This window comes from Pectobacterium atrosepticum (assembly GCF_000740965.1).
Taxonomy (GTDB): Bacteria; Pseudomonadota; Gammaproteobacteria; order Enterobacterales; family Enterobacteriaceae; genus Pectobacterium; species Pectobacterium atrosepticum.
This window is the reverse complement of the sequence record NZ_CP009125.1, coordinates 877,561-891,278: the sequence shown is the minus strand read 5'-3', so window position 1 is coordinate 891,278 and position 13,718 is coordinate 877,561. Positions and strand designations below refer to the sequence as shown.

The following is a 13,718-nucleotide window of genomic DNA, read 5'->3' as shown; positions in this document are numbered from 1 at the left end:
GAGCATTCATTAAGGACGACTTCCCCTGATGCAATCACGATTTTTTACTCGTCGCCGTACGACGATCGCCATTGGTCTTATCGTCACTGCCGTACTTATTCATCTGTTTTTTAACAAACCCTCGCCAGCCCCCAATGCGCTTACTACCGCCGCAGAGATTGCGGATCTCGAACAGACGGTACTCGCCGACGGAAAAATTGAGGCACAGAAGCAGGTCAGCGTCGGCGCACAAGCCTCAGGACAAATCAAAGCACTGCACGTCAAGCTCGGCGATAAAGTGCAAAAAGGGCAATTGATCGCCGAGATTGATGACCTCACCCAGCAGGACACGTTAAAGAATGGCGAGGCCGCGCTAAAAAACGTTCAGGCTCAGCGAGCCGCCAAACTGGCGGAATTGCGTAATAACGAATTAAGCTGGCAGCGTCAGCAAATGCTGATGAAGCGCGGCGTTGGCGTACAGGCCGATTACGATAGTGCGAAGGCGACGCTCGATGCGACCAAAGCCAATATCGACGCGCTAGACGCCCAAATCGTTCAGGCGCAGATCACCGTCAACACCGCCAAGGTTAATCTGGGATATACGCAGATTCGCTCACCGATGGATGGCACCGTCGTCGCGATTCCGGTTGAAGCTGGCCAAACGGTGAACGCGATCCAGACGACGCCAACCATCGCCAAAGTCGCCAATCTGGACACCATGACCATCAAGGTCAAAATATCAGAAGCCGATGTCGTCAAGGTAAAAACCGGTATGCCGGTCTGGTTCAGCATTCTGGGCGAGCCGAATAAACGCTACGAAGCCACGCTGAGTTCGATTGAGCCCGCGCCAGACTCCATCAACACTGACTCGACAACGACGTCATCCAGCACAAGCAGCTCCAGTTCATCATCCAGTACCGCAATCTATTACAACGGTCAGTTCGATGTGAAAAACGCCGACGGCGTATTGCGTATTTCAATGACGGCTCAGGTCTATATTCTGCTGTCTTCGGTGAAAAATGCCATCGTCGTTCCCGCGACCGCGCTCACCTTGCGCAATGGCATGTGGTATGTGCAGGTCGTGAACGCGAACAAGAAGGTTGAATCCCGTCTGGTAACGCTTGGCCTCAACGATAACGTGCGTACCCAAATCCGTTCGGGGATCAGCGTCGGTGAACAGGTGGTTGTCAGCCAGTCATCCGGCGATGCGGCCTCCGCGCATCCCGGCCCGCAGACGGGGATGTAACACATGTCTACATCCTTACTTAAGTTGACCGGCATTACCCGCCGCTTCACCAACGGTGAACAGGACGTTACCGTTCTCAAGGACATCAACCTGACCATCAATCAGGGCGAAATGGTGGCGATTGTCGGCGCGTCGGGATCGGGAAAATCCACGCTGATGAATATTCTCGGCTGTCTGGATAAACCGTCCGCCGGTGACTATCAGGTGGCAGGACGCGCCGTTGGTAAACTGGATAACGACCAGCTCGCTGAACTGCGCCGCGAACATTTCGGCTTTATTTTCCAGCGCTATCACCTGCTTGGCGATCTGACCGCGCTGGGAAATGTTGAAGTGCCCGCGATTTATGCTGGAAAGAGCCGACTGGCGCGCCGTCAACGGGCGGCAGATCTGCTGACCAGACTGGGGCTGGAAAATCGCCTTCACTATCGACCCAGCCAGCTTTCAGGCGGCCAACAGCAGCGAGTGAGTATCGCACGGGCGCTGATGAACGCTGGCGGCATTATTCTGGCGGATGAACCGACCGGTGCGCTGGACACCCACAGCGGCAATGAAGTTCTGAGCATACTTCGCGACCTACACAGACAGGGCAATACGGTCGTGATCGTCACGCACGATATGACGATTGCTGAACACGCACAGCGCGTTATCGAACTGCGCGATGGCGAAGTGATTGCCGATAGACAGACGCGCCCAGAAGAAGCCACAGCATCGTCACCAGAAGCGGCAAGCTCTCCAGCAACCTCTGCCCTGAACCAGTTCAAAGATCGCTTTATTGACGCGTTTAAAATGGCGCTGCTGGCAATGAACGCCCAGCGGATGCGTACCTTTTTGACCATGCTCGGCATTATCATCGGTATCGCGTCCGTCGTTTCAGTGGTCGCACTGGGAAAAGGATCACAAGAGCAGGTGCTGGCCAATATCAACTCGATGGGCACCAGTACGCTGGAAATATTCCCCGGCAAAGGTTTCGGCGACATGGATGCCAGTGCTATCCAGACGCTACGCGCCAGTGATATTCAGCCACTGACGCAGCAGCCCTACGTGCATAGCGTGACGCCCTCTGTCTCCACCAGCGTAACGATGCGCTACGGTAATATTGCCGTTTCCGCCAGCATTTCTGGGGTTGGCGAACAGTTCTTCACCGTACGTGGTTATACGTTAGAACGTGGCGTGCTTTTCCCTCGTAGCAGCGTCGATGAACTGACGCAGGATGCGGTGATTGACAAAAACACGCGCGATAAGCTCTTTCCCCACGGCGAGGATCCCATTGGTCAGGTGATTTTGCTGGGCTCGTTGCCCGTTCGGATTATTGGCGTCGTCAGCAAGAATCAAGGCGGTTTTGGCAGCGATGAAAACCTGAACGTCTGGGTGCCATACACTACGGTGATGAAACGCATGGTCGGGCAGTCCTACCTGAAAAGCATCACGGTGCGGGTGAAAGACAATGTTGATATGAGCATCGCCGAGCAGAGGATTACCGATCTACTGATGCAGCGGCACGGTACGAAAGATTTCTTTATCATGAACACCGATAGCATCCGTCAAATGATCGAGAAAACCACCACCACGCTCACGCTACTGGTTTCGATGATTGCCCTGATTTCGCTGCTGGTCGGCGGTATCGGCGTGATGAATATCATGTTGGTGTCGGTCACGGAGCGAACCCGAGAGATCGGCGTTCGTATGGCGGTCGGCGCACGCACCAGCGACATCATGCAGCAGTTTCTTATCGAAGCCGTGTTGGTTTGTCTGTTCGGCGGCATTGCGGGCGTGGCGCTGTCGTTGGCTATCGGCGTGCTATTCGCACAGCTCAGCAGCAATTTTGCGATGATCTATTCCAGTTCATCGATTATTGCCGCGTTCCTGTGCTCCAGCCTAATCGGTATTATCTTCGGCTTCTTCCCCGCCCGTCGTGCGGCGCGAATGGAACCGATTCATGCGCTGGAGCGGGAATAGCCAACGCACATACATTAAGTACTCTAAATAATTCGAGTAACCTTAATCAAATACCCCGGTGGACAGATACCGATCGCCACGATCGCAGGCGATCGCCACAATCACGCTGCCGGGGTTTTCCGCCGCAATCCGCAGCGCGCCAGCCACCGCACCACCGGTACTGACACCGCAGAAAATACCTTCCTGACGCGCCAGTTGCCGCAGCGTATTCTCGGCATCCACTTGCGTCATATCCAGAATACGATCGACCAGATCGGCGCGGAAAATACCTGGCATATAGTCCGGCGTCCAACGGCGAATACCGGGAATGTGGCTCCCTTCCGCAGGCTGTAACCCTACCGTACAGATTGCCGGATTCTGCTGCTTCAGGTAGCGGCTAACGCCGGAGATCGTACCGGTCGTTCCCATACTGGAGATAAAGTGCGTCAGCTTGCCTGCCGTCTGCTGCCAGATTTCTGGACCCGTCGTGAGAAAGTGCGCCAGCGAGTTGTCTGGATTATTGAACTGATCGAGCGTCTTCCCTTCCCCCGCCAGTACCATCTGTTTCGCCCGATCTCGTGCCCCTTCCATCCCCAGCTTGCGATTGACCAACACCAGCTCTGCGCCATATGCACGCATCGCAGTCTGGCGTTCATAGCTCATGTTGTCCGGCATCAGCAAGCGCAGCCGGTAGCCTTTTAGCGCAGCAATCATTGCCAGCGCAATACCGGTATTGCCGCTGGTCGCCTCGATCAGCCGGTCACCGGGAGTAATGTCACCACGATTTTCCGCCTGCAGGATCATAGAGAATGCAGCGCGATCCTTTACCGAACCGGCGGGATTATTCCCTTCCAGCTTCAGCCAGATTTCACTCTTCAACCCCTGCGTCATGCGCTGTAATTTCACCAGCGGGGTATTGCCAATACACTGCTCAAGCGTTGTCACAAGTTGAGTCCTAAAATGTCTCACCCACTTACGGAGTGAACGATAAAGTTAACGTTGCTGACAAACCCATCATGGTTAATACGAGATACACGGGGCTACCACAGGGCGAGGCATCCCTACGGGAACCTCATCCCTGTGTTTCCCCTAAAATCTGATGTTGCCGGCAATCTCAATTTACGGCTTCTCTGGCGGGTTCTGTTCTCGTCCTTGCGTCAACTGTCGATTAACGCGCCACTGTATAGCGCTTTTGATAAACAGCGTCAGTATCGCCATCACGGTTAATAGCGCCGCAGCGGTAAACGCCCCCACACTGTTATAATCCTGATGCAATAATTCGACCTGTAACGGCAACGTGTAGGTTTCGCCCCGAATCGAGCCAGAGACCACGGATACCGCGCCAAACTCGCCAATCGCCCGCGCATTGGTGAGCACAACGCCATAGAGTAGCGCCCAGCGAATATTCGGTAACGTCACCTTGTAGAACACTTGCCAGCCTGACGCACCGAGTAGCACGGCAGCCTCTTCCTCCTGACTGCCCTGACTCATCATCACCGGAACCAGTTCCCTCACCACAAACGGGCAGGTCACGAATATCGTCACCAGTGCAATGCCCGGCCAGGCAAACATCAGCTGTAGCCCCTGTTCGTCCAGCCAGCCGCCAACCGGGCCATTGGTACTGTAAAAGAGCAGATACAGCAAACCGGCAACCACCGGCGAGACGGCAAAAGGAATGTCGATCAGCGTGAGTAACAGTTGCCGCCCCGGAAACTGAAAACGCGTGACCAGCCACGCCAGCAGCGTGCCAAATACTAGGTTCACCGGTACGACAATCGCGACCACCAGCAGCGTGAGGCCGATCGCGTGCAGCATGTCAGGATCGCTCAGGTTACGCCAGACACCGCCTAGCCCGTGCGATAGTGCAGCAGCAAAAATTGACACCAAGGGGATGACCAGCATGATGAGCGATAATATGACGCCCAGTGCAATCAACGCCGCTTTCGCCCAGTTGCGCTCTTGCCGAACAGGATGAGGTTGGTGCTGCGGCTTCACGTTACGAATTTCCGCCATTACACGCTCCGGGTCCGTTGACCAAAACGGCTTTGCAGCACATTGACAGCAAACAGTATCAATAAAGAAACGGCTAACACGACGGAAGCAATCGCGCTGGCGGCGGGGAAATCAAACTCCTGCAAGCGGATAAAAATCATTAGCGAAACAACTTCCGTCTGCCAGGCGAGATTACCCGCAATAAAGATAACCGCGCCAAACTCGCCTAGACTGCGGGCAAACGACAGTGCCGTGCCCGTTAATAGCGCCGGGGTTAATTCCGGTAAAATAACGTAGCGAAAACACTGCCAGCGATTCGCTCCCAGCGTCTGCGCCGCTTCTTCGTATTCCGGCCCCAGATCTTCCAATACCGGTTGAACGGTGCGCACCACAAAAGGAATACTGGTGAATGCCATCGCGACCGTAATGCCAAGCCAGGTATAGGACACCTTGATACCGTATTCGGCCAGCCATGCGCCGTACCAACCTGTGGTTGAAAACAGTGCAGCCAGCGTCAGCCCCGCTACAGCGGTGGGGAGCGCAAAGGGTAAGTCCATCAGCCCATCCAGCAGAGCACGGCCGGGAAAGCGGTAACGCGTCAGAATCCACGCCATTAACAGGCCAAACCCCGCATTAAATACCGTCGCCAATCCGGCAGCCAAGAGCGTCACCTTGTAAGCGGCCACCACCTGTGGATTGGTAATCACCGCCCAGTACTGCGCCCAACTCATTTCAGAGAGTTGCATCACTAGCGCACTTAAGGGCAGTAACAGAATCAGACAGACAAACAGCAGGCTGCTGCCCAGACTCAGCGCGAATCCCGGCAGCACCCGTTTACTGGAACCAGAAAAGAGGTTACCCGCACCAAAAGACATTACTGACGACCAGCCGCCAGCAGTTTATCCAATTCACCACCGGTATCGAAATGGGTTTTCATCACTTGGGGCCATGACCCAAACTGATCTTCTACCCGAAATAAGGTGGTCTCTGGGAAGCGGGATTTTAGCGCTTGCGCCAGTTCAGGGTTATTCACACGGTAGTAAAAATCGGTAATCACCTTCTGTGCTTCCGGCGTATAAAGGTAATTAAGATAGGCTTTTGCCGCCTGCTCGGTGCCATTCTTCTCGACATTCTTATCAATCCACGCCACTGGGAATTCCGCCAGTACGTTGACCTTCGGGACGATCACCTCGTAATTCTCAGCACCGTACTGGTTACGGATGTTATTCACCTCAGATTCAAAGCTGATCAGCACATCACCCAACTGACGCTCAACAAACGTGGTCGTTGCCCCGCGACCGCCGGTATCAAATACCTCGACGTTCGCCAGAAAACGCGTTATCCACGCACGGGTTTTAGCCTCATCGCCACCGTTGGCTTTACTGGTCGCGCCCCAGGCTGCCAGATAGGTATAACGGGCATTACCGGACGTTTTCGGGTTCGGGAAAATCAGCTTAACGTCATCACGTACCAGATCGTTCCAGTCGTGAATCCCTTTTGGATTACCTTTGCGAACCAGAAAAGCCATGGTTGAGTAGAACGGAGAACTGTTATTCGGTAAACGTGCCTGCCAATCGGCGGGAATCAACTGACCGCGATCGTGTAAGATCTGGACGTCCGTCACCTGATTGTAAGTGACAACATCAGCCTTCAAGCCTTGCAGGATAGCCAGCGCCTGTTTAGACGAGCCCGCGTGCGACTGCTTGATCGTCAGCGGATCGTTGGGGTGCTGCGCCAACCACTGCTTTTCAAAGCCGGGATTGAGCGCAACAAATAGCTCACGCGACACATCATAAGAACTGTTCAGCAACTCGGTAGCAGAGACCGCGCTCTGCCCACCCAGCAGCAATGACAGCGCCAGAGAACCCTTCACCAGCCAGCCTTTCACCTGTACTTGATTCATCTTATTTCCTGCCAGAGTTAGCCTATTCGGTAGGCCTTGTTATAGGGGCTATCGCTTGCATAGCATGCACTTGTCAGTGTAGGGGGAAGCGGTGGTTAACATATAACCTTTATATATAACATTTCGGAGTTTTTAAGCGCTAAAGGGCATAACACCACGGCGAGAGATAACAGGAAAAAAGAGGAGAGATAGCAGAGGAAAATACGGCAGGATAGCCCATGAAAGAAAGCTGAAAGAACCGATGCCTGCACGGAGACAGGCATCAGGAAAACACGTTGGATCTTACAGGGACAAAAGCTGATCCAGAGACGGCGCGAAGAAATAGCTGCCGCTGACCGCACGCGTAAAGCGCAGCATGTCGTCACGTTTACCGTCACGACCGCCGAACATACTCAGCAACTGCTGCTCAATGTTGTGCAAACGCGCGCAGTAAGCGACGAAGTAAAGCCCGTTCTTCCCGCTGGCGGTGCCATAAGGCAGGCTCTGACGCAGGATTTTCAGCCCTTTGCCATCTTCCTTTAAATCCACGCGGCTGAGGTGCGAGGTGACAGGGCGCTCATCGGACGATAGCTCTTCATTATCCTGCTTCGTACGGCCGATCATCTGTTCCTGCTGTTCCACGCTAAAACGCTGTAACTGCTTCAGATTGTGTTCCCAGCGTTGAGTAAACACGTAGCTGCCGCCCGCATCCGGCTGGCCTTCAGGGATAATCGCCACGGCGTGACGGGCATCGCCCTGCGGGTTTTCCGTGCCGTCGATAAAGCCGCTTAAATCGCGATCTTCCACCCAACGGAAACCGTGTGTTTCTTCTTCGATACGAATCGCGCTACCAAACGCGGCGAGCGCCGCCTGTGCCAGCGTGAAATTGACATCATGACGGAGCGATTGAATATGGATCAACAAATCGCGCTGCGTGGCAGGCGCAAGCCCTTTACCCAAAGGCGTGAATGGCTTGAGTTCCGCTGCACAGTGATTGCAGTCCAGATCGCGCCAAACATCGTTACCAAACGCCAGCACGGCGCCTAACCCGGCATCGGGATATTGCTGCTGTAATTCTTGTAACGTCTGACAGAATTTTTTGCATCCCTGCCGGATAGCATCAAACTCTCCCTGAATCATCGCTTCCATAAAAATGGCAAAACGGCGGTGTTCCAATAAAATACCGCTTTGAATTGGTGTCATTTCTGCTTCCTCAAGCGTCAGTTTTTTCTTTTGTTGTTATGGTTTACTACGGTAGTTATGGCGAATATGGCTGCCTAAAAAATATCAGGCGGCGCAGGTATCATACCCGAAGCCGCCTGACTTTTACCTTGCGTAAAAACAAATTAGTCTTTTACATCAAGATGAATTAATTTCGCGCCTGCGCATGCCACACGATTTTGCTCACTTTCCAGGTTTTCAGAATATCGTCGGGCGGCATCAAACCTTCCGGACCACTCCACTCACCGGAATAGACATAGCTGACGTGCGTACTCTGTGGCGCAGCACACTCAACGCTCTGCGCATCGTCACCTTGTCCCAACTGACAGGACTCAAATGCTTTGCTGTAAGTATTGCTAAAGGCGTCACCGATTTTCACGCCACCTGCGCTGTCAATCGCCGGATCCATGACGTCAACTTTACTCACGCTGCCTTTCGGCTGACCGCTGATGATCATCTTCACGTCTTTGCCGTCCAGCGCCTGATAAAACGCGACCAGTTGACCGTTGGATGTCCCCATTCCGCTACGCAGTTGATAACTACCATCCAGCGCGTTCTGTAACGCCCCTTCGGACAACGGTGTACCCGCATTGATGCCGCCAACGCCTGCATCGGTGACCTGTAATGCACTGCCGAACCAGTTAAACGGCGACAGGCTAGACCAGGAAAAATTGGAAAGCGTGCTACATCCGGCCAGCAACAGCGGTAAACCCAGCACCAGCGATAAACCCAGCGGGCGAAAATTCATGGTATGTACTCCTCAAAATTGAGCGGCTTCTGTCGTCAGACACCCTAGCAAGATGGGGATTTGAGTCTGCGAGCGACGAAAAGTGCCGTAAAAGACGGGATAATCCTGCGGAAGATTATAGGGGGCATATGGGAAGAAACCTACCAGAACTGCAGGCCTCCCGAGAGTCAGAAGGCCTGCGGACAACATCAACTACGCTGTGAGGCAAAATCTGTTAGGTCATAACGATGCGGGAACAGATCGTCCAGCTCCGTCTGGTGCGTAATTGCCACCACGGTACACATCGGCAACGCCAGCTTGACCAACGCCAGAAGTTGTCTGGCTGAATCGTGATCCAGATTGCTGGTCGCTTCGTCCAGATAGAGCGTGTCAGGTTTGGCAATCAACGCGCGGGCAAAGGCAATACGCTGCCGTTCGCCACCGGAGAATACCCGATCCCAGTTCAGTTGTTCACTCAAACGATCGCGCCATGCACCCAGCCCGACGCTATCCAGCGTCTGACGCAGCATCTCGCTGTCGGCCAGCGGCGGATGCGGGTAGCAGAGAATTTCTGCCAGCGTACCCTGCCCCAAATAGCTTTGCTGCGGTAACAGCAGGCTATGACCCTCAAGCGACTGCCAGCGGCCATCGTAATACGGCCACAGACCATTTAGCGTACGCAGCAGCGTTGATTTCCCCAACCCGCTGCGGCCAGAAAGTTTACTCCAGCTACCTGCGTCACAACTCAGATCCACATTTTGTAGCAGCGGAGAACCTTGCGGAGTGGTGAAAGAAAGCTGATCCACCTGCAAACGCTCACCAACGGGAGCCACTTCCTGTTCTGACTGGTGACGTTTGATTTCCTGTTTGAACTGGCTGAGACGCTCCATGCTGGCTGATAATTCCACCAGCTCTTTGTACATACGGATAAACCAGCTCAATGCACTATGTACCTGTGCAAACGCTCCGCGGATTTGCATCAACCCACCGAGTGTCACCGTTTTGCTGAGAAAAGCAGGTAATGCAGCAAAAATAGGGACGATCAAGCTAATACGCATGTAACCCGTGGTGAAAAAGCCCAGGTTACGTTCCGTATTCATTGAACGCCACCAGTTAGAGACAATCACAGAAAATTGGCGCTGAAGATGGCTTTTTTCCTGCTGTTCACCACCATATAGTGCAATTTGCTCGGCATTATCATGCTTACGCAACAGCGAAGCACGAAAATCTGCTTCAGCGCGTTGTTTTTCATAGTTAATACCGTGCAGCCGTTTACCGATCAGATGCGTAATCAAGGTTCCGAACACGGTATAGAGAATAACCGCCCAGACCAGATAACCTTTGATTACCCACTCTTCACCGAACAACGTAAAGCGCTGCACTCCCGATAATTCCCAGAGAATGATGACGAAAGACGACAACTGGGCAGTCACAACCAAGAACGACACCACCAGACTCACCGTTTTATCAACAAATAAGCTGATATCCTCGGCGATGCGTTGATCGGGATTGTCGATTTTTCCCGCTAACGACATCCGATAAAACGCCCGCTTTGCCAGCCAGCTATTCACTAGCTCTTCCGTTAGAGCACTACGCCAACGAATGATCAACCAGCGGGTGAACCAGTCCTGATGCACAAATACCACGATATAAATCAGGATATAGATGCCGTACTCTTTCATCAGAGATAGCAGCACGCTGCTATCAAACGAACCGAGCGCATCGTAAAACGTTTTACTCCAATCATTGAGCAATACGTTGAGATAGACGATTGCCCATCCCATGCTGGTCGCGGTAATGAGAAGTAACAGCGCTAACCAACCTTGTTTTCCCCGCCAAAAAGGACGGCAGAGATCGACAAACTGTGCCGCCATCTTCTTCACTCTTTCACCTCTTGCGGCAAGGTGATGTAAAGCACGCGGTTATCCGGGTTATACAGCTTCGCTGACATCGCGCGTACGCTTTCCAATGTGATGCTGTCCGCCAGTTTGGATGCATTACTCAGATAACGCGGATCGTTGTAATGGCGATAGCTCAGAATCAGGCGGCGCTGTATCGTGGTCAGATCACCCTGACGCCCTTTTTCAGCACGGATGAACTGTGCTTTCTGCTCATCCACATCCTGCTGAGTAATCTTCGTCGGCAGTTCAGAGAAGGCTTGCTCAGCCAGCGTCCACAGCTCCTGCGCACGCTCAGGCGCGCTGGTGAAGCTCACCTCCGTCTCGATACGCTGTTTCTTATCTTCCAGCTCGCTATCGACACGCATGCGGTAAATACCGAGAGCATCATCACGTAGGCTCGTCTTGAGATATTTACTCGCAATGTTACGGGCAATGCTCACCTGCACCGCTGCCTGCGGCGTCCACGCATGTGGCGTGAAACTCCAGGTCAGGATATCGGCACGCGGTTCGACATTGATAGCAGAAGTTGCTTCGCGTTTACCCGACAGCGCCAGATGCTGTTTTACCTCGCTGGCAGGCTGACGCGGAATGGTCGCAAGATAGCGTTCAACCTGTGGCAACAGCTGTGTAGCGGGCATATCTGCGATCAGATAGTAAGTCACTGGTGCAGAAGCGGCTTTATGCCACTGTGACAGTAATGCTGGCGCAGAAATTTTCTTCAGTTCTGCAATTTCAGGCTGCTGCCAGGCGGGTTCGCCAAAGCGCAGTTTAGTCATTTCGCTAGCACGTTTTCCACCGACGGACTGATCGTCATTGGCCTTCTGACGCGCCAGACTCATCATGCTCTCTTTCATCACATCAGGATCGATGCCCGGCGCCACATTCAGCTCACGGTATAGCCCAAATAGACTTGCTAGCTGCTCCGTTGGCGCGGTTCCACTCAACGTCAGTTGATCCGCTTCCTGATCGATGCTCAGCGACAGCGTTTTTTCTTTTTTCCAGTTACTTAACGATTCTCCACTCCACGTCGCGGGGCCGCTTTGATTGACCAGTTGACTCGCCAACTGTGCCTGCCACGGATTCATCGCAGTTGCCATGAACCCAGCCTGACTCGTCGCGGTAAGATACACTTTCTTACCCGCTTCTGGCGCACGTAGCCATACCACGCGATCGCCGTTGCTCAGTTGCCACTGCTCTACTTTCTGTGCAGCAAAGGTCTTCACCGCCGTGCGTTTTCCGCTTTGTGTCACAGAAGGAAGCTCAGGGATGATTTTCTTCTCTTCCAATCGCAGCGGTGCCAGTGTCGCCAGCGCCCACTGCTTCTGCAATTTGCTAATCGCATCCGGCTTAGGCAACGTGAAAGGTGTCGCGCCCGGCACGCTAAACTGCGCCAGCGTATCCGGCGAAGCTAACCAGCGTTGCCAATGGCGGTTCACATCTTCCCCCTTAATCGTGTCCAGCGCTTCCAGCGCGTCTTTACCACGCTGCTGGCTGCCGACATAAGGGCGATCCTGTTGCCATACGATGGTCAACTGCTGAACCCAATCCGCAAACTCGCGCGTTTCAGGGGTAACGCTCATACGCTGCGCGACTTCACGAATGTCGGAGGTGATCTCCGTGATGTCCTGCTCATTTAACGGATAGCGTTTAAATCGCTCAATTTCTTTCAGTACGGCGGAAATAGCGGCGTCATGACCACCCGGCATCACATTGGCGAAAAAGCCCAGTGCTGCGGTGGTTTTGCCAATATCCGATTTACGCACCACCAGACTACTAGCGTCTTGCGGCAGTTCCGCTTTTTGTCGACGAACCTGACGCGTTACCGCAGACATCGTGATTTGCGTAAGTAAACGGTGACGGTACTCTGATTGGCCGAATGCGTCTTTATCATTGAAACGGTAGACAAACGACACCTGACTGCTGCCGCTTTGGCTATCCTGCAAACGCGCCACTTTGAGCTGCGGTTTCAGTAACGGTTCGTAGTAATCACGTGTAGGCACCGCGACATTCGGCAGCGCTGCAAAATAGCGTTGAATTTCGCGCTCCGCATCCGCAGGCGTGATATCACCAATAATCATCAAACGCATATTCGACGGGTGATACCAACGCTGATAGAAATCCTGCAGCACGCTGGCCGGCGTATCGTTAATCGACTCTTCCGTGCCAATTACCGGGCGGGAAGGATAACGGGAGTCATGCCGAATAGCCTGTACGCGCTGCTGGTTCATGCGTTCCGCTACACCCAGCTTGCCGCGCCACTCTTCCAGAATGATTTTGCGCTCGTCGTCGAGATCGCTTTGCAACAGCTTGGCATGGCCCGTCATCTGGCTCAGCGCCTGCAAAGTCGCTCCCAGATCGAGGTTACCTTTCGGCGGGCTCATCATGTACATGGTGCGTTCATAGTTGGTTACGGCGTTATAGCTCTGACCGCGTCCCCAGCCTTGTTTATGCAGTTCCGTACTCACACCTTGAGGAAACGCGTCGCTGGCGCGGAACACCATATGCTCCACCATGTGCGCCACGCCGGATTCATTGTCTTTCTCATCAATCGACCCGACATCAACAATCAGGCGAATATCCACTCGCGTCTTCGGCCCTTCCAGCTGCACGAGGGTGTAACGAAATCCATTCGCCAGCGTTCCTTCTTTAAAAACCGGCAACGGACTTTTTATTTCTTCAGCCTGGCTTACAACGCTTCCCGCTAACAGACCGACAGCCGTTAGCGATAACCAGCAACATTTCTTCCAGTTCATAACAACCTTTTCGTTTTTATTTTTGCCGTAAGGCAATTCTTTGAGTGCATCAATGCAAAATGCCCCGTCATACGTCAGCATG

At 53.4% G+C, this 13,718-nt stretch carries 10 protein-coding genes; 2 read left to right on the top strand and 8 right to left on the bottom strand.

The window, feature by feature from the left end; translation table 11 throughout:
- Positions 1-28: 28 nt before the first annotated feature.
- Both GZ59_RS03975 and GZ59_RS03970 read left to right on the top strand, forming a co-directional pair.
- Entirely contained in the window at positions 29-1,225 is a 1,197-nt protein-coding gene (locus GZ59_RS03975; protein ID WP_039290289.1) for an efflux RND transporter periplasmic adaptor subunit, read from the top strand.
- A gap of 3 nt (positions 1,226-1,228) precedes the next feature.
- Positions 1,229-3,181 carry a MacB family efflux pump subunit gene (locus tag GZ59_RS03970; protein ID WP_039290286.1) on the top strand — a complete coding sequence of 651 codons (1,953 nt, stop codon included), beginning with the start codon at positions 1,229-1,231 and terminating at the stop codon, positions 3,179-3,181.
- A gap of 42 nt (positions 3,182-3,223) precedes the next feature.
- Here GZ59_RS03970 and cysM read toward each other — a convergent pair whose 3' ends face one another.
- The 8 genes from cysM to GZ59_RS03930 form a co-directional block, all read right to left on the bottom strand.
- Positions 3,224-4,105, bottom strand: coding sequence for a cysteine synthase CysM (cysM, locus tag GZ59_RS03965; RefSeq protein WP_011092489.1), 882 nt, complete (start codon positions 4,103-4,105; stop codon positions 3,224-3,226).
- A gap of 174 nt (positions 4,106-4,279) precedes the next feature.
- Positions 4,280-5,173: a sulfate/thiosulfate ABC transporter permease CysW gene (gene cysW / locus GZ59_RS03960; RefSeq protein ID WP_011092488.1), complete on the bottom strand. Its 894-nt coding sequence runs from the start codon at positions 5,171-5,173 to the stop codon at positions 4,280-4,282.
- A complete protein-coding gene (gene cysT, locus GZ59_RS03955; RefSeq protein WP_011092487.1) occupies positions 5,173-6,027 on the bottom strand; it encodes a sulfate/thiosulfate ABC transporter permease CysT in 855 nt (284 codons plus the stop codon). The genes cysW and cysT overlap by 1 nt, the downstream gene beginning before the upstream one ends.
- A complete protein-coding gene (locus GZ59_RS03950; RefSeq protein ID WP_011092486.1) occupies positions 6,027-7,055 on the bottom strand; it encodes a sulfate ABC transporter substrate-binding protein in 1,029 nt (342 codons plus the stop codon). The genes cysT and GZ59_RS03950 overlap by 1 nt, the downstream gene beginning before the upstream one ends.
- A gap of 282 nt (positions 7,056-7,337) precedes the next feature.
- Complete coding sequence (locus GZ59_RS03945; RefSeq protein ID WP_011092485.1) at positions 7,338-8,237, bottom strand: Dyp-type peroxidase; 900 nt, start codon at positions 8,235-8,237, stop codon at positions 7,338-7,340.
- A gap of 166 nt (positions 8,238-8,403) precedes the next feature.
- On the bottom strand, positions 8,404-9,003 hold the full coding sequence (locus GZ59_RS03940; protein WP_011092484.1) for an RpoE-regulated lipoprotein: 600 nt from the start codon (positions 9,001-9,003) through the stop codon (positions 8,404-8,406).
- Positions 9,004-9,191: 188 nt separating this feature from the next.
- Positions 9,192-10,865, bottom strand: a complete 1,674-nt coding sequence (locus tag GZ59_RS03935) for an ABC transporter ATP-binding protein/permease (RefSeq protein WP_039290280.1) — start codon at positions 10,863-10,865, stop codon at positions 9,192-9,194.
- The gene (locus tag GZ59_RS03930; protein ID WP_011092482.1) at positions 10,862-13,636 is read right to left on the bottom strand and encodes a M16 family metallopeptidase; all 2,775 of its coding nucleotides are present in this window, start codon (positions 13,634-13,636) and stop codon (positions 10,862-10,864) included. The genes GZ59_RS03935 and GZ59_RS03930 overlap by 4 nt, the downstream gene beginning before the upstream one ends.
- Between the last annotated feature and the right edge of the window lie 82 nt (positions 13,637-13,718).

Bases quoted from the DNA above. Each gene is read 5' to 3' on its own strand.
- GZ59_RS03975 (WP_039290289.1), top strand. From the start codon at position 29: ATGCAATCACGATTTTTTACTCGTCGCCGTACGACGATCGCCATTGGT.
- GZ59_RS03970 (WP_039290286.1), top strand. From the start codon at position 1,229: ATGTCTACATCCTTACTTAAGTTGACCGGCATTACCCGCCGCTTCACC.
- cysW (WP_011092488.1), bottom strand. From the start codon at position 5,173: ATGGCGGAAATTCGTAACGTGAAGCCGCAGCACCAACCTCATCCTGTT.
- cysT (WP_011092487.1), bottom strand. From the start codon at position 6,027: ATGTCTTTTGGTGCGGGTAACCTCTTTTCTGGTTCCAGTAAACGGGTG.
- GZ59_RS03950 (WP_011092486.1), bottom strand. From the start codon at position 7,055: ATGAATCAAGTACAGGTGAAAGGCTGGCTGGTGAAGGGTTCTCTGGCG.
- GZ59_RS03945 (WP_011092485.1), bottom strand. From the start codon at position 8,237: ATGACACCAATTCAAAGCGGTATTTTATTGGAACACCGCCGTTTTGCC.
- GZ59_RS03940 (WP_011092484.1), bottom strand. From the start codon at position 9,003: ATGAATTTTCGCCCGCTGGGTTTATCGCTGGTGCTGGGTTTACCGCTG.
- GZ59_RS03930 (WP_011092482.1), bottom strand. From the start codon at position 13,636: ATGAACTGGAAGAAATGTTGCTGGTTATCGCTAACGGCTGTCGGTCTG.